Origin of the sequence: Methylobacterium sp. E-025, assembly GCF_022829705.1 — a bacterium.
GTDB lineage: Bacteria > Pseudomonadota > Alphaproteobacteria > Rhizobiales > Beijerinckiaceae > Methylobacterium.
The window spans coordinates 25,344-45,061 of the sequence record NZ_JAKSYR010000115.1; the positions used below are offsets into that span (position 1 = coordinate 25,344).

General features: G+C 72.4%; 20 protein-coding genes. 7 read left to right on the forward strand and 13 right to left on the reverse strand.

Annotated features, from left to right (window positions below):
- Positions 1 to 29 precede the first annotated feature (29 nt).
- The 5 genes from MKK64_RS16195 to MKK64_RS16215 form a co-directional block, all read right to left on the reverse strand.
- Positions 30 to 758 carry a spermidine synthase gene (locus MKK64_RS16195; RefSeq protein WP_243935906.1) on the reverse strand — a complete coding sequence of 243 codons (729 nt, stop codon included), beginning with the start codon at positions 756 to 758 and terminating at the stop codon, positions 30 to 32.
- 110 nt (positions 759 to 868) lie between these two features.
- Positions 869 to 1,246 carry a phage holin family protein gene (locus MKK64_RS16200; RefSeq protein ID WP_243933123.1) on the reverse strand — a complete coding sequence of 126 codons (378 nt, stop codon included), beginning with the start codon at positions 1,244 to 1,246 and terminating at the stop codon, positions 869 to 871.
- Between the two features lie 105 nt (positions 1,247 to 1,351).
- Entirely contained in the window at positions 1,352 to 1,603 is a 252-nt protein-coding gene (locus MKK64_RS16205; RefSeq protein ID WP_147728751.1) for a hypothetical protein, read from the reverse strand.
- Between the two features lie 127 nt (positions 1,604 to 1,730).
- A complete protein-coding gene (locus MKK64_RS16210) occupies positions 1,731 to 2,549 on the reverse strand; it encodes a trypsin-like serine protease (RefSeq protein WP_243935907.1) in 819 nt (272 codons plus the stop codon).
- Between the two features lie 79 nt (positions 2,550 to 2,628).
- Entirely contained in the window at positions 2,629 to 2,880 is a 252-nt protein-coding gene (locus tag MKK64_RS16215) for a hypothetical protein (protein ID WP_147728750.1), read from the reverse strand.
- A gap of 175 nt (positions 2,881 to 3,055) precedes the next feature.
- On the opposite strand from MKK64_RS16215, the gene MKK64_RS16220 reads away from it, so the two are divergent.
- The 5 genes from MKK64_RS16220 to MKK64_RS16240 all read left to right on the forward strand — a co-directional run bounded on the left by MKK64_RS16220 (position 3,056) and on the right by MKK64_RS16240 (position 5,827).
- Entirely contained in the window at positions 3,056 to 3,787 is a 732-nt protein-coding gene (locus MKK64_RS16220) for a LuxR family transcriptional regulator (protein ID WP_243935909.1), read from the forward strand.
- 197 nt (positions 3,788 to 3,984) lie between these two features.
- Positions 3,985 to 4,617, forward strand: a complete 633-nt coding sequence (locus MKK64_RS16225) for an acyl-homoserine-lactone synthase (RefSeq protein ID WP_147841676.1) — start codon at positions 3,985 to 3,987, stop codon at positions 4,615 to 4,617.
- Between the two features lie 61 nt (positions 4,618 to 4,678).
- Positions 4,679 to 4,873, forward strand: a complete 195-nt coding sequence (locus tag MKK64_RS16230) for a hypothetical protein (protein ID WP_147728747.1) — start codon at positions 4,679 to 4,681, stop codon at positions 4,871 to 4,873.
- A gap of 194 nt (positions 4,874 to 5,067) precedes the next feature.
- A complete protein-coding gene (locus tag MKK64_RS16235; RefSeq protein ID WP_147728746.1) occupies positions 5,068 to 5,280 on the forward strand; it encodes a hypothetical protein in 213 nt (70 codons plus the stop codon).
- A 52-nt stretch (positions 5,281 to 5,332) separates the two neighbouring features.
- Complete coding sequence (locus tag MKK64_RS16240; RefSeq protein WP_243935911.1) at positions 5,333 to 5,827, forward strand: DUF6894 family protein; 495 nt, start codon at positions 5,333 to 5,335, stop codon at positions 5,825 to 5,827.
- Between the two features lie 12 nt (positions 5,828 to 5,839).
- Here MKK64_RS16240 and MKK64_RS16245 read toward each other — a convergent pair whose 3' ends face one another.
- Genes MKK64_RS16245 through MKK64_RS16255 form a run of 3 tightly spaced genes read right to left on the reverse strand, consistent with a single transcriptional unit; the run spans position 5,840 to position 12,593 of the window.
- Positions 5,840 to 6,748, reverse strand: a complete 909-nt coding sequence (locus MKK64_RS16245; protein WP_243935913.1) for a transglutaminase family protein — start codon at positions 6,746 to 6,748, stop codon at positions 5,840 to 5,842.
- Positions 6,745 to 9,303, reverse strand: coding sequence for a circularly permuted type 2 ATP-grasp protein (locus MKK64_RS16250; protein WP_147843104.1), 2,559 nt, complete (start codon positions 9,301 to 9,303; stop codon positions 6,745 to 6,747). Before MKK64_RS16250 ends, MKK64_RS16245 begins: the two co-directional genes overlap by 4 nt.
- Complete coding sequence (locus MKK64_RS16255; protein WP_243935915.1) at positions 9,300 to 12,593, reverse strand: DUF2126 domain-containing protein; 3,294 nt, start codon at positions 12,591 to 12,593, stop codon at positions 9,300 to 9,302. The genes MKK64_RS16250 and MKK64_RS16255 overlap by 4 nt, the downstream gene beginning before the upstream one ends.
- A 279-nt stretch (positions 12,594 to 12,872) precedes the next feature.
- Between MKK64_RS16255 and MKK64_RS16260 the strand changes: the two genes are divergently transcribed.
- Complete coding sequence (locus MKK64_RS16260) at positions 12,873 to 14,060, forward strand: putative zinc-binding metallopeptidase (protein ID WP_243935917.1); 1,188 nt, start codon at positions 12,873 to 12,875, stop codon at positions 14,058 to 14,060.
- A gap of 15 nt (positions 14,061 to 14,075) precedes the next feature.
- Here the strand turns inward: MKK64_RS16260 and MKK64_RS16265 are convergent, their stop codons facing one another.
- The 5 genes from MKK64_RS16265 to MKK64_RS16285 all read right to left on the reverse strand — a co-directional run bounded on the left by MKK64_RS16265 (position 14,076) and on the right by MKK64_RS16285 (position 18,368).
- Positions 14,076 to 14,687, reverse strand: coding sequence for a pyridoxamine 5'-phosphate oxidase family protein (locus MKK64_RS16265; RefSeq protein ID WP_147726591.1), 612 nt, complete (start codon positions 14,685 to 14,687; stop codon positions 14,076 to 14,078).
- Positions 14,688 to 14,759: 72 nt separating this feature from the next.
- On the reverse strand, positions 14,760 to 16,478 hold the full coding sequence (locus MKK64_RS16270) for a lysine--tRNA ligase (protein ID WP_243935919.1): 1,719 nt from the start codon (positions 16,476 to 16,478) through the stop codon (positions 14,760 to 14,762).
- Positions 16,479 to 16,559: 81 nt separating this feature from the next.
- On the reverse strand, positions 16,560 to 17,072 hold the full coding sequence (locus MKK64_RS16275; RefSeq protein ID WP_243935921.1) for a hypothetical protein: 513 nt from the start codon (positions 17,070 to 17,072) through the stop codon (positions 16,560 to 16,562).
- A complete protein-coding gene (locus tag MKK64_RS16280; RefSeq protein WP_243935923.1) occupies positions 17,069 to 17,398 on the reverse strand; it encodes a nucleotidyltransferase domain-containing protein in 330 nt (109 codons plus the stop codon). Before MKK64_RS16280 ends, MKK64_RS16275 begins: the two co-directional genes overlap by 4 nt.
- Positions 17,399 to 17,522: 124 nt before the next feature.
- Complete coding sequence (locus tag MKK64_RS16285) at positions 17,523 to 18,368, reverse strand: transporter substrate-binding domain-containing protein (protein WP_147726597.1); 846 nt, start codon at positions 18,366 to 18,368, stop codon at positions 17,523 to 17,525.
- Between the two features lie 169 nt (positions 18,369 to 18,537).
- Between MKK64_RS16285 and MKK64_RS16290 the strand changes: the two genes are divergently transcribed.
- Positions 18,538 to 19,632: a hypothetical protein gene (locus MKK64_RS16290; protein ID WP_243935926.1), complete on the forward strand. Its 1,095-nt coding sequence runs from the start codon at positions 18,538 to 18,540 to the stop codon at positions 19,630 to 19,632.
- Positions 19,633 to 19,718 lie beyond the last annotated feature (86 nt).

Genomic DNA, 19,718 nt, shown 5'->3' on the forward strand with positions numbered 1-19,718 from the left:
CGGCCCCGTTTTCACGCGGATCGGATCCTCTAGGCGGCCGGGGTCGGGACGGCATCGGCGCGGACGGGGGGCGCCGCCGCCGGCCCCGTCCGGGTGGCGAGCCACAGGACGTTCCGCGGCCCCTCCCCGCTGGCACGCGAGCGCACCCGGACCTCCTCGACGGAGAAGCCCGAGCGGGCGAGCCGCGCCTTGAACTTGCGGTCCGGCCGGCCGGACCAGACGCCGAGGATGCCGCCCGGGCGCAGGGCGTAATGGGCGCGCTTCAGGCCCCAGCCGTCGTACAGGCGGTTGTTCTCGCCCCGGACCATGCCCTCGGGGCCGTTGTCGACGTCGAGCAGGATCGCGTCGAACGCCGCCGGGCCGGACTGGATCAGGCGGTTCACGTCCGCCTCGTGCAGGGCCAGCCGGGGATCGTCGAGGCTGCCGTCGAACAGGTGCGCCAGGGGCCCGCGCGCCCACGCCACCACCGCGGGCACGAGCTCTGCGACGACGATCTCCGCCTCCGGCCCGAAGGCGCCGAGCGCCGCGCGCAGGGTGAAGCCCATGCCGAGGCCGCCGATCAGCACGCGCGCCTTCGGCCGGTCCCGAAGCCGCGCCGCGACGAGGGTCGCCAGCGCCCGCTCGGATTCGCAGTGCCGGTCGCGCATCAGGTCCTGGTTGCCGACCGTGATCGCGAAGGCGTCGCCCTGCCGCATCAGGCGCAGGGTGGTCTTCTCGCCGGGCACGAGACCGGTGTCGACATGAACCCAAGACGTCACGGATGTCCTCCCGCCGTCCGGCGGCGTGGCTGCAGGAACGCCCCTGTACCAGCGGTTCGAGGGCGCCGCGAGGGGCGTGATCCAGGGCCTCGCGCCGCGCGCGCGCCGCGTCAGGCGCCGGCCGCGAGCGCGGCCCGTCCGCGGGCCTTCGGGCGCTCGATCCGGGTGGCGCGCGCGATGCGGCGCAGGCCGAACGACGCCAGCAGGCCGGCGGCGACCAGGAACGGGCTCGCGACGATCAGCGCCGCCACGACCTCGGAGCCGATCAGCGCCGCGAGCGCCTTCACCATCGCGTCGAGGAAGACGAAGAACGCCGCGACGAGCAGCACGAGGATCGTTCCCAGGAGCGCGAACAGGCCGATCAGCGCCCGGAGGTTGCCGTCGATCTCGGTCCGCGCAAGGTCGAGGGTCCGCCCGACCAGGCGCCCGCTCTCGCGCAGGATCCCGAGGGTCAGCGCGAAGGTGCTCTCGGGGGTGCGATCCTGCATCGAGCGGTGCCGTCGTCCAGAAGGGGGCCGGGAGCGGTGCACCAGTTCGGCGCGGCTACCAACCCCGGATGCGACCGGGCGTTCCCGGATGGCGGCGGCCGCCGGTCAGCGCGGCGTGATCGGCGGCGCGAGCGCGCGCTCGCACGCGTCCCGGATCAGCAGCCCCGCGATCCGTCCCGCATCCCAGACGCCCATCAGGACGGCGTGGATCGCACCGGCGGCCAGGAGGAACGCGGCGACCGCGCAGAGGGGAAGGCTCAGGAGGAGCCCGATCACCAGGCGGGCCGCGACGCGCTCGGCGAGGCGGCGTTCGAGCCGCGCCCCCGGGGCGAGGTCGAGCAGGCGTTCGTAGAGCATGGGAAGCCCGCACGATCGAGAATGGGCGGAACTCGGCACGACGGCGACGCAGGCACGCTGTGCCGGTTCAACATCGGCACGGGCCCGGCGTTGCATCGGACGATGCGAAAAACCCCGGGGCGCGGCGTCAGCGCATCCCGCTGCTGGTGAAGACCTGCGCCGCCGGCGCGATCACGACGAGGCTCCCGCACGGGGCCTGCCGCGACAGCACCGCGCTCGCCACGCCCCAGACGAACACGCCGCGCCGGTCCTGCCCCACCACGGGGCCGCCGGAATCGCCGAAGCAGACGCGGCCGCCGTTCACGCTGGCGATCGTCAGCCCGGTGCTCGACGCGGCGACGGGCGTCAGGATCGCGGTGCGCAGCCGGCCGACCACCCGGCCCGACACGCCGGTCCCGGCGACCCGCAGGCTCCTCGGCACCCGGCTCGGGTCGGTGGCGAGCGGCACCGGCACGCGGTCGCGCACCGGCTCGGCGAGCCGCAGCACGGCGAGGTCGAGCGAGAGGCTGTTCAGGTCGGCGTCGACGACGTTCGAGGTCATCTGACCGGGATCCGGGCTGTAGCGCGCGATCACCCGGGCGGTGCGGACCGGCTTCACCGGCTCGCTGCCGCGGAAGAACACCACGAGCGAGCCGAGCGGATCGCCGTTGACGCAATGGGCCGCCGTGAGGATCAGGTCGGATGCGATCAGGACGCCGGTGCAGCGCGAGAGGTGCAGGCCGTCCTCGGGCGCGGTCACGGTCCCGAGCCCGACGGTGGCCTGCGCGAGCGCATCGCCCGACCGGCCCGCGGCACCGCCCTCGAGCGCCGCGGCCGGCGCGCTCCCCGAAGCGAGCGCGAGAAGCGGAACGACGAGACGTGAGGCAAGGTGACGCAGAATGGGGCGAATGCCCGCTCGGGACGGGATCGAAATTCGGGACACGCGGGCCTCGGGGGTGTGGAACACGCCGTCCAGAGATCATCCGGGCGCGCCGGAGGGCAATCGGGCGCGAGGACGCGGGGTCCGCCGCGCCGCCCTGCGGCTCTCAGGAGTCGCGGCGCGTATCGTCCTTCGCCTCGAGGTCCTTGAGCATGGCGATCACCGAGCGTCGAAGGTCCGGATCGCCGATCGATTGGAACAGGCGCAGCAACTCGGCGGGGTCCGCGTCGGAGCCCGGCGCGCCGGAACGCGGCGAGAGGAAGAACGCCGTGTCGACACGAAGGAGCTCCGCGATCTTCCCCAGCAGGATCCGCGCCCGTTCGGATCGGTCCGATCCGTTGTTCCGGCCGTCGTCCACGTCGGACTCCTCACGTCGTGCGTCTCGTTATACAACCTAGAATAAACTTTCAATCCCCTATAAACAGGGCAGGATGGTGTCTGTCCAGCCGCATGGTGGGATGGCGACCCAGTTCGCGTACGGAAGACGACGGCCGGCTCCGTCGGACGGCTCCTGCGAAACGGCTGCGCAACACATGATCACGAAGGCGATCGACGTCACCTACGGCCTGTTCCAGGCGTTCGACCGGGCCGGCTCCGTCGGCGATCTGAATCGCACGCTGCTGTCCGCCGTGTCCAAGCTCGGCGTGGAGAGCACGTTCGCCGGCATCATCCCGATGCCCGGCACCAGCCGGCGCGACCAGGCGGCCCACGTCCTGCTCGACAGCACGCCGGCCGGCTGGACCGACCGCTACTTCAAGGCCGGCCACCTGTTCCGCGACCCGACCATCCAGCGCCTGACCACGGACCTGACCGCGTTCCGGTGGTCCGACATCGAGCCGGAATACCGCGCCGACGCGGCCGCCCGGCGGGTGATGGAGGAGGCCGGCGACTTCCGCCTGCGCCAGGGCTTCACCGTGCCGCTGATCACCCTCGACGGGCGCATCGCGGGGTTCAGCTTCGGGGCCGAGCGGTTCGATCCCTCGCCGGAGCTGCGCGGCATGCTGCAGCTCGTGGCGAGCTACGCCTTCGGCCGCTCGATCGTGCTGAGCGAAGGGCCGCCGCGGCCGGAGGTCCGGCTGACGCCGCGCGAGCGCGAGGCCCTGCAATGGGCCGCCGACGGCAAGACCGAGTGGGAGATCGGCGAGCTGATGTCGATCTCCGAGCACGGCGCCGAGAAGCACCTGCGCTCGATCCGGACCAAGCTCGGGACCGCGAGCCGGACGCACGCCGTCGCGGAAGGATTCCGGCGCGGGTTCCTCAAGTAGGCGCCGCGCGCCTCCGACCTCGAAGACCGCTTCGTCGAAAGCATGCTTCGTCCGGCGTGCGCGCGCGCGGGGATGCTCGCGCGGATTGACCGGATCCAGTCAAGTTCCGCAGGTTCGCAGTCGAGAATGGTACGCGAACGCGTACTTTCGGACGAATACTTAGAGACGATACTGCCGGCCATCCAATGGAGGCCGCTTTGATCCATATCGTCACGCCCGAGAACATCGATCGTTACCGCGATGCCATGGAGCAGGCCTATCGCCTGCGTCATCAAGTCTTCGTCGAGGAGAAGGGCTGGCACGACCTCGCCAAGCCCGACGGACGCGAGATCGACCAGTTCGACGACGGCCACGCCGTCCACATGCTCGCGATGCAGGGCGACCGCGTCGTCGGCTACCAGCGCATGCTGCCGACCACCCGCCCCTACCTGCTCACCGAAGTCCTGCCGGAGCTCTGCGAGGTCCCCGCGCCCCGGAGCGCGCGGGTCTGGGAGTGGACCCGCTACGCCGTGCAGCGCGACGTGCGCGACCGCGGCCGCATCCTGAGCCCGGTCGGAAGCGCGCTCCTGGCCGGCATCGTCGAGTGGGGTCTCGAGAGCGGGATCGAGTCGATCGTCATCGAGATGAACCCGCTCTGGCTGCTGCGCCTCGTGCAGCTGCATTTCCGGGTGACCCCCCTCGGCCTGCCCTGCCGGATCGCCGGCGAGGACACCCTCGCCGTGGTCGCGGCCTTCGACGTGCGCACGCTCCGGCGCCTGCGCGAGACCCGCAACGACGCCGCCTCCGTGCTGACCGCGCGCCCCGCCCTGCCGCAGCGCCTGGCGAGCTGACCCCATCCGTTCCGGCGCGATGCCGCCGGACCCCGATCGACGCCAACCCGCGAACGAACCGATGACACGACAGACCCTTCCCGCTTCCACCGAACCCGACAACCCGATGGAGCGCCTCGCCGAGATCTGCATCGAGGCGCACGGCCTGATCGAGGAGGCCGGCACGCCGGAGATGAAGGCGACCCTCGAGGCTCTCCTCGTCCGGGTCGGCTTCGGCCTCGCCGAGCGCCTCGACCCGCAGCACCGCACGGCCTGACCGGCCGGCGACGGAATCGACGCCGGCCGCGCCGCCGACCCGAACGGGTCGGCGGCGCGGCGCGGCCGGTCGTGCGCGCCGTCGCCGGCCGACTTGTCCACCGCTTATCCAACGACCCGCCGGGATGGGAAACCGATCGGTAAGGGACGCCGCGCCACGGTGTCCCGCGACCAGCATTCGGGATCCGAAAGCCGATGATGACCAAGGACCAGCTCGCGACCGAGCTGAAGCGCATCGCGACGACGCAGATCAGCGACATCACGCGCGCGGTGAAGGAGGGCCAGAAGTCCATCGCCCTCAACGAGGTGCGGGACATGGCCCATCGCCTCGAGCGCCTGGCCGACGCCTTCCACCCGCGGCTCGCCGCGCCCGTGGACGCCGTCGACCCCGGCGCCCAGGCCGCTTGACGCCGTCGCACGGGCCCGCCGGCCCACCCAATCAGGAACGGGGCGTTCGATCATGATCCACGCGTTCTTCAACATCCGCCTCGACGACGCCTACCTGCCGGAGCGCACCGGCCAGCTCGTCCGGGACGCCGGCGAGGCGCGCGCGGTGGCGCGCACCATCATCCGCCGCCTCGTCGTCCAGCACGGCGGCGAGCCGCGCCTGCTGAACGCGGTGATGGCGGTCACCGACGCGGACGGCGCGTCCATCCTCGACCTGTCGTTCTTCGAGGCGCTCTACGTGCCCGTGGCGGCGCCCGAGCGGGCGGGGCCCGCGCGCCCGCGCGCCGACCTGCGCCGCGCGGCGGGCCGGATGCCCGACGCCGTCTCCGGCAAGGCGGCCGCGGCAGTCGCGGGCATCGCCGCTCGGATGCGGGCCCTGTCGACGCATCCGCGGATCGGCGCCGCGGCCCTGCGGCTGCGCGCGCATCTCGCGACGATGGCCGACCTGCTGTCGTTCCGGCGCGACCCGCGGCAGCGCTTCACCCTGCAGCTCGATCCGGGCCGCTGATCGCGACCGCGCTCAGCCGACGAGGGCCAGCGCCCCGATCTCGTCCTGCTCGTCCTGCGGGATGACGTCGACCTCGACCTTGAGCTTCTGCTTGCCCGAGCCGCTGACGATGCCGTCGACGGGCGAGACGTCGCCGTAGTCGCGCCCGCGGGCGACGACGATGTGGTCGTCGCGAACCCCGATGCCGTTGGTCGGGTCGAGGCCGAGCCAGCCGTCGCCGCACCAGACCGCGACCCAGGCGTGGCTCGCATCCGCGCCGCGAAGCCGCGGCCGCCCGGCCGGCGGGATCGTGCGGAGATACCCGCTGACATAGGCCGCGGGCAGCCCGATGCCGCGAAGCCCGGCGATCATCACGTGGGCGAAATCCTGGCAGACGCCGGCGCGCAGGGCGAAGGCCTCGGCCAGCGGCGTGTGCACGTCGGTGGCCTTCGCGTCGAAGCGGAAGTCGGCGCGGATGCGCGCCATCAGGTCGAAGGCGGCGCCGTAGGCGCTGCGCCCGGGCGAGAAGCTCGCCCGGGCGTAGTCGGTCACCGCCGGCAGCAGCGGCACCCGGGCGCTCGGGAACAGGAAGTGGACCGGCGCGTCGGCCCCGAGATCGCGGGACGCGATCGCCGCCATCCGCGCCGCCTCCCAGCTGCGGCCGGATTCGGGCGCCGGCAGCGGCCCGCGCTCGACCCGCACCTTCGACAGCGCCTCGACCTGGAACCGGGTGTGCGGCGCGTCCAGGGTGATGCCGACGGTCTCGATGCCGAAATAGTCGCGCCGGATCACCGCGGTCGCCGGGCTCGGGTCGATCGTCACCGCGCTCTCGAGCACGCTCTGGCCCTCGCCGTCGGCGGGCTTCAGGCGCAGGGAGCAGCGCGCGAAGCTGACCGGTTTCGCGTAGGTGTAGGTGGTGACGTGGCGCAGCGTGTAGATCACGCCAGGCCCGCCAGCTTCTCGGGCCGCAGGGCGTGCGGCCCGTTCGGGAAGTAGCGGCCGGCGATGGTGTCGGCGAGCCGCTCCAGGTCGTCCTCGATCCGCGCCAGGCCGACGCCGTCGAAGTCGGCGGCCTCGCCGCTGCGCAGGGTCGCCACGATCCGCGCGGCCAGCCGGCAATGCGGCTCGGGGATGCCGTCGGCCGAGAGCGCCGGCAGCTCGGCCAGGTGCCGGCCGATCGCCTCCGCCTGGAACGCGACCGAGCGCGGGTTGTAGGGGTCGAGGAGCACCATGTCGCGCACGGGGTCGAGGGCCACGCCCTGCATGTAGCGCGCGCCGTAGGTAACCTGCGAATCGGCGAGGGAGAGCAGGACGCCGAGGCAGTCGGCCCCGGCCTCGTCGTGGCCGAAGGCCAGCGTGAAGGCGCAGGTGTTGATCGCCCGCTCGATCCGCCGCCCGAGATCGACGAAGTGCCAGCCGGCGGCGCGGTTCATGTTCTCGTGCGTCAGGCCCGAGAGCGCCGCGATGTGGCTCAGCGCCCGCTCGGCCCGGCCGAGCAGCTGCGACTCGGTGAACGCCCGGGCGGTGTCCAGCGAGAGCAGGTCGATCAGGTCGGCGAGCACCCGCCACGCCTCGCCCGAGAGCCGGGCGCGCAGGGTCGCCGCGTTGGTGCGGGCCGAGATCACGTGGGCGCGGGCGGAGCCGTGGACCTCGCGCCCGACCAGGGCCTCCTGCGCCAGTGCCGCCGTCGGCATGTCGGCGGAGCTGGCCGCCCCCCATTCCTCCAAGAGCGCGCGGATGCGGAGCGCGGTCGGCGCCGCGGTGTCGCCGGAGATGTCGGTGACGACGGCGTCGCCGACGCTGCGCAGGTGCGCCAGCACGAGGCGGATCACCGCCTCGGCCCGCTCGACGTAGCGGCCGAACCAGAACAGGCCGTCGGCCGCCCGCGAGGGCAGGTGCCCGGAGATGCGCCGGACCCGCGGCGTGGCCTGCTGCCCGAGATGGCGCGTGTCGACCGGGTTCTCCGAGAGGATCCAGACGTCGGCCGAGCGGATGCCGAGGCGCATCTCGATCGGGTCGACGTTCTCGCGCTCCGAGACCCGGCAGAAGCCGCCGGGCATCACCCGCCAGCCGTCGGGGGTGCGGGCGGCGAACACGCGCAGCGCGAAGGGGCGGGGGACGAGGTGCAGGCCCCGGTCGGTCCGCTCCCAGGCCGGCATGGTCGAGAGCGGCCCGAGGTCTTGGCCGACGAAGTCGAACGGCCGGTCGTGGAAGGCCGCGATCACCCGCTCGCGCTCGGCGGCCAGCGCCTGCGGCCCGAGGATCGCGTCGCGCCCCGCCCCGCGCTGCGGGGTGGCGGCCGGGCGCAGCGTCATCGCGTCGAGATTGTCCCGAACGTGGGCGAGACCGGCCGGATCGCCGCACCACCACGCCGGCGGGCTCTTCAGCCTGAGGCCCTCGCCGAGGATGCGCTGCGCGATCCCTTCGAGATACGGGCTGAGGGCCGCCGACTCGACCACGCCGGAGCCCGGCATGTTGGCCATCACCAGGCTGCCGTTGCGCAAGGCCTCGATCACGCCGGGGATGCCGAGCCGCGAGGCCGGGTTGAGCTCCAGCGGATCGAGGAAGTCGCCGTCGATCCGGCGCCAGACCGCGTCGGCCCGCTTCAGGCCGGAGACGGTGCGCACGTGCAGGCACCCGTCCTGCATGACGAGGTCGTCGCCCTCGACCAGCATCAGCCCGAGATAGCGCGCGAGCGCCGCCTGCTCGACGTAGGTGCTGCTGTAGGGCCCCGAGGTCAGCAGGCAGATGCGCGGGTCCGAGCGCGCGGACCCGGCCGCCAGGCCTTCGCGGAACGCCTGGAAGAAGGCCGGGAAGCGCTCGACCTGCAGGCTCTCGAGCACGTCCGGGAAGGTGCGGCCGAGCACCATCCGGTTCTCCAGGGCGTAGCCGAGGCCGGAGGGCGCCTGCGTCCGGTCGGCCAGCACACGCCAGGCCCCGTCCGGCCCGCGGCCGATATCGGCGGCGTAGAGCTTGAGCCAGCGCCCGCCGGGAGGCGCGACCCCGTGCAGCGGGCGCAGGAACTCGGGACTGCCGGCGACCACGGCGGCCGGCAGGAGGCCGTCGGCGACGAGGTGGCCCGGCCCGTAGACGTCGGCGAGGACCGCCTCCATCAGCTCGGCCCGCTGGATCAGCCCGGCGCTCAAGGCGCGCCACTCGGCCGCCTCGATCACCAGCGGCAGCGAGCCCAACGGCCAGGCATGCTCGCGCTGGTCGCCGTAGATGCGGAACGAGATGCCGGTGTCGCGGATGTGGCGCTCCGCCGAGACGAAGCGCGCCATGATCTCGGGCTCGCTCAGCCGCGCGAGCCGCTCGAGCAGCCGGGGCCACGCGCCGCGCGCGCGGCCGTCCGCGTCGAGATATTCGTCCGGCCGGCCGGGTTCGGGCCGATAGCCGTCGGCCCAGCGCGCGAGCCGGTCCGGCTCGTCCGCGGCGTCCGCGTCGGCCGGTGCGTGCCGTCCTGCCGTGACCTGTGCCGCCGCCAGCGTCGGGCTCATGTCGGCTTCGGCGTGCGCAGGTCGAGCGTGAGCGGGAATTCGGGGTTGGTCTCGGGCACCGGCATCGCGATCTTGCCCGGCGTATGGCCGTGGGCCTGGAAGCGGGCGAGGCGCCGCCCCTCCGCCTCGTAGGTGTTGACGGGATGCGTCTCGTAGTTGCGGCCGCCGGGGTGGGCGACGTGATAGCGGCAGCCGCCGAGCGCGCGCCCGCTCCAGCTGTCGAGGATGTCGAAGGTCAGCGGCGAGTGCGCGGGGATCGTCGGGTGCAGCGACGAGGCCGGCTGCCAGGCCTTGAACCGCAGGCCCGCGACCGCTTCGCCGCCGGTGCCGGTGCCGGTCATCGGCAGGCGCCGGCCGTTGCAGGCGATGACGTGGCGGCCGGGCACGAAGCCCTCAACCTTGACCTGCAGCCGCTCGACCGAGCTGTCGACGAAGCGGACGGTGCCGGCACTGGTCCCCTCCTCGCCCATCACGTGCCACGGTTCCAGCGCCTGACGCAGCTCGAGCTTCACGCCGCCGTGCTCGACCCGGCCGAAGACCGGGAAGCGGAACGCGGCCTGCGCCTCGAAGGCCGTGGGGTCGAAGTCGTAGCCCGCGGCCCGCAGATCCTCCAGCACGTCGAGGAAGTCGGCCCAGAGGAAATGCGGGAGCATGAAGCGATCGTGCAGGCCCGTGCCCCAGCGGACACAGCCGCCGACCTGCGGCTCGCGCCACAGCCACGCCACCAGCGCCCGCAGCAGCAATTGCTGCGCGAGGCTCATGCGCGGGTCCGGCGGCATCTCGAAGGCGCGGAACTCGAGCAGCCCGAGCCGCCCGGTCGGCCCGTCGGGCGAGTACAGCTTGTCGATGCAGATTTCGGACCGGTGGGTGTTGCCGGTGACGTCCACGAGGATGTTGCGGAACACCCGGTCGACGAGCCAGCGCGGGATGTTGGGCTCGTCCGGGCCCGGCACCTGCGCCAGGGCGATCTCCAGCTCGTAGAGGCCGTCGTGGCGGGCCTCGTCCATGCGCGGGGCCTGGCTCGTCGGGCCGATGTAGAGGCCGGAGAACAGGTACGAGAGCGCCGGGTGGCGCTGCCAGTACAGCACCAGGCTCTTCAGGAGGTCGGGCCGGCGCAGGAACGGCGAGTCGTCGGGCGTGGCGCCGCCCATCACCACGTGGTTGCCGCCGCCCGTCCCGGTGTGGCGCCCGTCCACCATGAACTTCTCGGCGCCCAGCCGGGTCTGGCGGGCGTCGGCGTAGAGGTCGGTGGTGATCGCCACCGCGTCGCGCCAGGAGGTCGCCGGGTGGACGTTGATCTCGATCACGCCCGGGTCGGGGGTGACCTTGATCACGTTGAGGCGCGGGTCGAAGGGCGGCTCGTAGCCCTCGACGTGGATCGCGAGCCCGAGCCCCGACGCGGCTTCCTCCAGGACGCCGATCAGCTCGAGGTACTCGTCGGCGCGCTGGGTCGGCGGCATGAACACCCGCAGCGTCCCGTCGCGCGGCTCGACGGCGAGCGCGGTGCGCACCGCGACGCCGGTGATGCCGCCGCCGTTGACCGTTCGCTTGCCGGTCCCTTCGCCGGTTCCTTCGCGGGCATGCCCCTCGGGCAGGGGCTCGCGCGGCTCCAGCGGGTCCTGCGGCTGGTAGTAGGGGTAATGCTCCGGCGGCACGTACGGGAGCGAGCCGAGCGGCAGGCGGAAGCCCAGCGGCGAGTCGCCGGGCACCAGGAACGCGTGGCCGCGGCGGAAATCCCAGGCCTCGGAGATCCAGACCCGGTCGGAATCGCCGTCCTTGCCGGTGGGCAGGCTCGCGAGCGGCAGCACGAAGCCGGCCGGGTTGCCGAGGCCCCGCTCGTAGACGCGGTGGATGCGCGAATCGAATTCCACCGAGCCGCTCTTGGCCTCCTGCGTCGTCACGTTGACGGGCAGCTCCGCGCGCTTCTCCTCCCACTGCGCCGGGTCCTCGTAGGCCGGCATCACGTAGTCCTGCAGCCCGAAATGCCCGGCGACCGCATCGATCAGGCGACGCGCGGCGTCGGCGTCGACCGTCTTCGGGCCGTCCTCCCGCGCGATCAGGTCGGCGTCGCGCCAGATCGGGCGGCCGTCGCGGCGCCAGTACAGGGCGAAGGCCCAGCGCGGCAGGCTCTCGCCCGGATACCACTTGCCCTGGCCGTAATGCAGCATGCCGCCCGGCGCGAAGCGGTCGCGCAGGCGGCGGATCAGCTTGTCGGCCAGCCCCCGCTTCGACGGGCCGACGGCGGCGATGTTCCATTCCGGCGCCTCGAAGTCGTCGATCGAGACGAAGGTCGGCTCGCCGCCCATGGTCAGGCGCACGTCCTGGGCGACGAGGTCGGCGTCGACCCGGTCGCCGAGGGCGTCCATGGCCGCCCAGACCGCGTCCGAGAACGGTTTGGTGATGCGCGGGCTCTCCTCCACGCGCGCCACGGTCATCTCGAAGCCGAACTCGACCTTGGCCGGCTCGGCGAGCCCCGAGATCGGCGCGGCCGAATGGTAGTGCGGGGTGGCGGCCAGCGGGATGTGCCCCTCCCCGCAGAGCAGGCCGGAGGTGGCGTCGAGCCCGATCCAGCCGGCGCCGGGCAGGTAGACCTCGGCCCAGGCGTGCAGGTCGGTGAAGTCGGTCTTGGTGCCCTCGGGGCCGTCGACCGCGGTGGTGTCGGGCACGAGCTGGATCAGGTAGCCCGAGACGAAGCGGGCGGCGAAGCCGATGCGGCGCAGCACCTGGACGAGGAGCCAGGCCGAATCGCGGCAGGAGCCGCTCTTCAGGGTCAGGGTCTCGGCCGGCGTCTGGACGCCCGGCTCCATCCGGACGCCGTAGGCGACCTCGCGGCTGATCTGCGCGTTCAGCGCCACCAGGAACAGCACGGTGTTCGGCTCGGACGGCAGGCGCGCCAGGAAGCCGTCGATCTCAGGCCCCTGGGCGTCGTCGAGGACGCGGTAGGGCGCCAGCTCGGCGACGAGGTCGGGGGCGTAGGCGAACGGGCGGGCCTGCGCGTAGTCCTCGACGAAGAAGTCGAACGGGTTGATCACCGACATGTCGGCGGTGAGGTCGACCTCGATCTTCAGCTCGCTGGTCTTCTCCGGGAAGACCAGCCGGGCGAGCCAGTTCCCGTTCGGGTCCTGCTGCCAGTTCACGAAGTGGTTCTCCGGGGTCACCTTGAGGGTGTAGGAGGGGATCTTCGTGCGCGCATGCGGCGCCGGCCGCAGGCGAATCACCTGCGGCCCGAGCGCGATCGGCCGGTCGTAGGTGTAGTGCGTGACGTGGTGCAGGGCGGCTTTGATCGACACGGGCACTCTCGTCTGGGCGAAGCAGGTGGCGTCCGGATCGAATCCGGCGGTGCCCTCGTCTGCGCCTTATGCGGCAAAGGGGAGGGCGCAAGCAATTTCCATGCGGCGTCCGGCTCCGGGCGGCGCGCCGCGTCCTCCCCGTGCCGCGCCTCCCGGGAACTTTGCCGTGCAAGCCCGTTTGATGCGGCGAGGACGGTCCGCCCGGCGGCGGCCGCCGACGACTGCCGACGACGCCTTCGACGACAGGGTGCTTGCCCGCCTCGGGCGCCGGGACCCGCCATGAAGATCTTCCAGTGCCAAGCCTGCGACCAGCCGCTCACCTTCGAGAGCACGGCCTGCGACAGCTGCCAGCGGCGCCTCGGCTACGTCTGCGAGGTGCATGAGATCTCCGCGCTCGAGCCGTCGGTCCGCTCAGCCCATCCGGGCTCGGCCGAGGCGCAGACCTTCCACGCCTACGCGCGGCCCGGCCAGCGCTACCGCTTCTGCGCCAACGCCCGGCACGCGGCCTGCAACTGGCTCGTGCGGGACGACGCGCCCGAGACGTTCTGCGTCACCTGCCGCCACAACCGCGTCGTCCCCGACCTGACGCTCGCCTGGAACCTGACCCGCTGGCGCCAGGTCGAGGCGGCCAAGCACCGGCTGTTCTACTCGCTGCTGCGCCTCGACCTGCCGCTGGCCACCCGTGCGCAATACACCGACGGGCTCGCCTTCGACTTCCTTGTCGACCCGTCCGAGAGCTTCCTGATCGGGCCGCCGGTGCTCACGGGTCACCTCAACGGCCTGATCAGCATGAACATCGCCGAGGCCGACGACGTCGAGCGCGAGCGGCGCCGGATCCGCTTCGGCGAGCACTACCGCACCCTGCTCGGGCATTTCCGCCACGAGATCGGGCATTACTTCTGGTACCTGCTGGTCCAGAACAGCCCGCACCTGTGGACGTTCCGCGATCTGTTCGGCGACGAGAGCCTGAACTACGTCGGCGCCCTGCAGAACCACTACGCCCACGGCGCGCCGGGCGATTGGGAGGAATCCTTCGTCTCGGCCTACGCCACGAGCCACCCGTGGGAGGATTTCGCCGAGACCTGGGCGCATTACCTGCACATCGTCGACACGGTGGAGACCGCCTCGACCTTCGCGCTCCAATTGCGGCCGCAGCTGCGCCGGGGCGGCAGCGAGCCGGTGGTGATCGACTTCGATCCCTATCGCACGCCCGACCTCGACAAGCTGATCGCGGCGTGGCTGCCGCTCACCTACGCGGTGAACTCGCTGTCCCGCAGCATGGGGCAGCCCGACCTCTACCCGTTCCGCCTGACGCCCGCGGTGATCGCCAAGCTCGCCTTCGTGCACGAGCGCATCTACGCGGTGCGCGGCGACATGAGCGCCAAGGCCGGCGCGGAGGCGGGCGCCGACATCCTGCGCGCGGTGATCGCGGGGTTGCGCCAGAAGGTGGCGGTGCCGAACGCGTGAGCGCGCCCGGCCGCCCTACCAGAGGGTGGCGGCCGCGCGTGCCGGCCAGGCCTCGTCGTAGGGGCGGCCGCCGACCTCGCCCGCGCTCAGGGCGGCCAGGATCGTCCCCGGGCTCGGCAGCGTCCCCGCCTCGACGTGGCGGGCGGGATCCCACAGCTGCGCGCGGACGACGGCGCGGGCGCACTGGAAGTAGGCCTGCTCGACGGTGACCACGAGGGCGGTGCGCGGCGCCTGCCCGTCGACGGCGAAGCTTTCCAGAAGGGCCGGATCGGCCGAGACGACGGCCCGCCCGTTCACGCGGAAGGTCGTCCCCGAGCCGGGGATCAGGAACAGCAGGGCGACGCGCGGATCGCGCACCACGTTGCGCAGGCTGTCGATCCGGTTGTTGCCGCGGCGGTCGGGCAGCACCAGGGTGTGCGGGTCGACGACCCGGACGAAGCCCGGACCGTCGCCCCGCGGGCTGCAATCGAGCCCCTCCGGGCCGGCGGTGGCGAGGATCGCGAAGGGCGAGGCCGCGATCAGCGCGGCGTAGTGCGCGGTGATCCGCTCGCTCTCCTTCACCACGGAGGCCGGGGCGAGGTGGTCGCCGTAGATGGCCTCGAGCCCGGCGAGGTCCCGTACGATCATGCCCCTGCCCCCGAGCGCCCGATCCGATGGTGGTGCGTCACGCGCGGTGCGTGACGATCCCGCGAACGCCCGTCAGGCGGATTTCGCTGCGCGGCTCGCCGTGAACGCCGCGTGCTCGGCCAGCAGCTCGCCCGACAGCGCCTTGGCGATCAGCGCGCGGGTCTCCGCCACGCCGTAGAGCGCCACGAACGAGCCGAAGCGCGGGCCGCGGGCCTCGCCGAACAGCACGTTGTAGATCGTCGTGAACCACGCCTGCGACACGCCGGGCCGTCCGTCCGGGCTCTTGCCCTTGCCCGACAGGTCCGGGAAGTGCCGCCGCCCGACCTCGTAGACCACCGCCTGCAAGCCCTCCGGGTCGGTCGAGCCGTCGTGCTCGGAGAGCGACGCGGAGAGGTCGTCGAAGGCCGCGCGCTCCTCCGGGCTCGGCGCCCGGTAGCTCTTGGCCGGGCGCACGAAGTCGCGGAAGTAGGCCAGCGCGTGGCCGACGAGCCGGTCGAGGCCGGGATGGGTCTCGGGGCCGACGTCGGCGGCGTAGCGCCGGATGAAGCCCCAGAGCACGCCCGGCTCCTCGGCGTTGGCCACCGCCACGAGGTTGAGCAGCATCGCGAAGCTCACGCTGCCCTTGGACCCCCCTTGCGCGCCCTCCCCGATCCGCTCCGGCGCGGGCGGGTTGCCGGCATGGATGTGCCAGACGGGGTTGCCCAGGCGCAGCTTGGCGTCCTGCGCGGCGTAGCGCTCGGAGAAGCTCAGCACCTCGTCGACGTGCCGCGGGATCACGTCGAAGAACAGCCGCTTGGCCTCGCGCGGCTTGTTGTACATGAACAGGCTCAGGCTCTCCGGCGTGCCGTAGGCGAGCCAGTCGTCGATGGTCAGCCCGTTGCCCTTCGACTTGGAGATCTTCTGGCCCTTCTCGTCGAGGAACAGCTCGTAGTTGAAGCCTTCCGGCGGCTCGCCCCCGAGCGCGCGGGCGATCTGCCCGGAGAGCTTCACCGAGTCGATCAGGTCCTTGCCGGCCATCTCGTAGTCGATGCCCAGCGCCACCCAGCGCATCGCCCAGTCGGGCTTCCACTGCAGCTTGGCGTGGCCGCCGGTGATCGGGGTCTCGTAGGCCTCGCCGGTCTTCGGGTCGCGCCAGGCGAGCGTTCCCCGGTCCGCGTGCACCGCGTCGACCACCACCTGCATCACCTCCCCGGTCACCGGGTGCAGCGGCAGGAACGGGGAATACGAGGCCGAGCGCTCGGCGCGCAGCGACGGCAGCATGATCGCCATCACCGCGTCGTAGCGCTCCGCGACCCGCATCAGGGCCGCGTCGAACACGCCGGAGCGGTAGCAGTCGGTGGCCGAGCGGAACTCGTAGTCGAAGCCGAAGGCGTCGAGGAAGCGGCGCAGCTCCGCGTTGTTGTGCGCGCCGAAGCTGTCATGCGTGCCGAACGGATCGGGCACCCGGGTCAGCGGCTGGTTGAGGTGCTGGGCCAGCATCGCGCGCTCGGGCACGTTGTCGGGCACCTTGCGCAGGCCGTCCATGTCGTCGGAGAACGCGATCAGCCGCGTCGGCACGGCGTCCTTCGTCAGCACCCGGAAGGCGTGGCGCACCATCGAGGTCCGCGCCACCTCGCCGAAGGTGCCGATATGCGGCAGCCCCGACGGCCCGTAGCCGGTCTCGAACAGCACCTCCGGCTTCGGCCGGCGCTCCAGCCGGGCCACGAGCTTGCGCGCCTCCTCGAACGGCCAGGCGGCGGCGGTGGCGGCGGCCTCGATCAGGTCGGGGTCGAGGTGGAGGGGCGCGGACATGGGCTGGGACGCTGGACTGTGACACGGGATCTTCGCGGGTGCGGCACCCTAATGAGGTTTGCCGCGATGCGAAATCGACTTTTACGGCCGCTCGGCCGGGTCGTCGGCCCCCGATCCCGTCGGCCGGTTCTCCAACGTCCTGACGGCCTCGACGAGTTTCGGGAAGGTCGCTTGCATCAGCGCCCGGTTCTGCTCCGTCCGGCCGGCGTCGTGGTCGAACCCGTGATTGTGCCGCACGCGGTGCCGAAAGCCCTTCAGCTCCATCAGCGAAACGTAGAGCTCGTCGTCGAGCACGGCCGGACGCAGGCCCGGTATCTGCGCCCGCATCTGATCGAGCAGGTCCTGGTGCGAGGTGTCGCCGGTCGGTGCGGCCCCGTCGACGTCCTTGGCGATGCCGAGCAGCACGTCCTCGATGCCGTTGTCGGCGTTGTGAAGGGCGGCCGCGATCGCCGTGAGCCGCCCCCACGTCGTCCGCTGCTCCGGCGGGAGGGCGTCGTATCCGGCGAGGAACGCGTCGAGGTTCGCCAGCTCGCGGCCCGCGCGGTCGAGCTTCGGACTAGGCTTGGCGAAGGCGGGCAGTCGCGACGCGATCACGGGACCGCCTTCTCGAATGCCTCCCGCTGCGACGGCGTGAGATCGCAGGCATCGATCAGGTCGTAGGGGATGCCGGTGCCGCGCATCACCGCAGCCACCGCCCGCTCGACGGCGGCGCGTTCGGCCGGATCGATCGGCCCGCGCACCAGGAGGTCTATGTCGGAATGCAGCCGGAAACGCCCGGTCGCCAGCGAGCCGATGAGGCTGATCGCGCGACCCTGTGCCTCGACGTCGGACACGATCCGTGCCGCGAGGCCTCGCGCCGTCCGGTGACGGTCCGCGACGCGGGCGGCGAGGATGCGCTCGAACGGGCTCGGAGCCGTCATGGCCGCCGCACGCCGTTTGCGGGATCGCCCCTTTTCAGGACCGCCCCTTTGCAGGACCGCGCCGAGGATACCCGCAGGAACGCCTGCGGAAAAGGAGACGCGTCGGTCCCGGACGCAATGCGGATCAGAACGGGCTGACGGGGAAGAACCGCAGGTACAGCTCGGTGTACTTCCCGTCGTCCCACACCCGCTGCAGCGCGTCGTCCAGCGCGCGCGACAGGGCCGCGTCCTCGGGCCGGGTGATCAGGCCGATGCCCTCGCCGAAGTAGCGGTTCTCGAGGTAGTCGCCGCCGACGAGCGCGCAGCAATTGCCCGCCTCCAGGCCGCCGACCCAGAGGGCGAGGCCGAGCCCGTCGGCGAAGACGTAGTCGGCCTCGCCCCGCTTTACCGCGCCTTCCGCCGCGGCGAGGTCGGAAAACGGCTTCGCCTCGGCCTTGGGAAAGAACGCCTGGAGGTAGGCGGCGTGGGCGCTGCCGCCGACCACCGCCACCGACTTGCCCGCCAGCGCGCTCGCCGAGGGAGCCGGCAGGCCGCGGTCGACGCGGGCGGCGAAGCGCGCCGGCCACCGGAAATACGGGCGCGTCGCGGAGAACGTCGCCCGCAGCGTCGGCGTCAGCGGGATCGCGGCGGCGACGACGTCGCCCTGCTTGTCCGTCAGGCCGTCGAGGAGGGTGTCGAAGCGCCGGGCCTGCACGGTGCAGGTGATCGACAGCTTCTCGCAGACGGCGCGGGCCAACTCCACCACGAAGCCCGTCGGGTTTCCGTCGGGGCCTGCGAAGTGCAGCGGCGGGAACTCGTCGTCGGTCAGGAAGCGCACGGCCCGGCCGGTCTGCGGCGCCTCGACCCGCTCGCCGCGGCTGCGCGGGTTCCAGAAGTTGGGCACCGTCACGGCGGCGGGCGCGGGGCTGCCGGCGGCGGGCTGGCCGGCACGCACCTGACCGGCACGATCCTGGGCGCCCGCCTGCGGCATCGTCGCGACGCAGAGGCCGATGGCTAAGAGAATAGTCTTGATCGAGGACATCGTGCTTGCGCCGGGGCCGGGCGCACCTATGATCGCGGGGCGCCGACGGCGCGATGGGGAGGGGGTCCGGCTCACGCCCCCGCCTTAGCACGTCCCGGAGCCGACGGCAGCCGGCCCCGTGTCGTTCCTCCGTTTCCTGGGCCCGCCCCTCGGCGCACCGGGCCTGCCGCCGGAGATCGCGTTCCTGGCGGCCGAAGGCGTCGACGCGGCCTTGCTCCGCCGGGCCGCGGCGCTGGCCGAGGCGAGCGGCACCGATGCGGCGACCGCGCTGCTGCGGGCCGGGCTGATGGACGAGGAGCCGTATTACCGGGCGCTCGCCCGCGCGCTCGACGCGGCCTACCTCGACGGGCCGATCCCGCTCGGCATGGGCGCGCGCTTTCCCGACAGCCTCTCGCTCGGCATGGCGCCGCTGGTCCTCGGGGCCCCCGCCCCGGCGGTGCTGGCGCCGCGCGGGCGGCAGATCGCCGAGCTGCTCGCCGGGCGCAGCCCGCGCGGGCGGATGCCGGCGGTGACGAGCCCGACCCGCCTGCGCGCGGCCCTGTTCGCGGCGATCCCCGAGGCCATCGCCGGCTACGCGGTCGACGACCTCGAGGCGAAGGCGCCGGACTGGGCCTTCGGCAGCCGTCCCCTGGGGCCGGCCCTGGCGCTGGTCGCGCTCGTGGCGTGCGCCGGCATCGTGGTGTTCGAGGCCCTGCCCCCGTTCCTCGCGATGATCCTGGTCGTGGCGGCGCAGACGCTGTTCCTGGTGATGGCGATCTTCCGCGTCGGCGCCGTGTTCGTCGGCGTCCCGACCGTCCCGCCGCCGATCGCCTCGCCCCTGAGCGACCGCGACCTGCCGACCTACACCGTCCTCGTGGCGCTCTATCGCGAGGCCCGCGTGGTGCCGCGGCTCGTCTCGGCGCTGGCCCGGCTCGACTATCCGGCTGTGGTGTGCAGAACCGAATGGCACAGTGTCGGGAGGCGGAATTTTCCGGGATTTGGTGGGACCGAGCGGAAATTCCAGCGCTTAAACAACTCTTTAGGAGGCTGGCGAAGGCCCAAATCGGCCGGCGGGCCGCGCAGGATCAAATGGCACAGATTTGAAGGCTGTTCGCCCCCTCTCTTAAAGGTCCCCTACGGACCGCCCCGGAAGCACCGTTCAAGTGGGATGATTGGCACAACCCGCTCAGGATGGACGGAAAAGTCGAAAAGCGCAGCGAAACTAACGCTCTAAGGCTTTCGTCACGAGGCCTAAGTGGGATGCTAAGTGGGATGCTCCATCCTGCTCCCGATGCCAGCCCAACAGCTTCATCAGCCAAC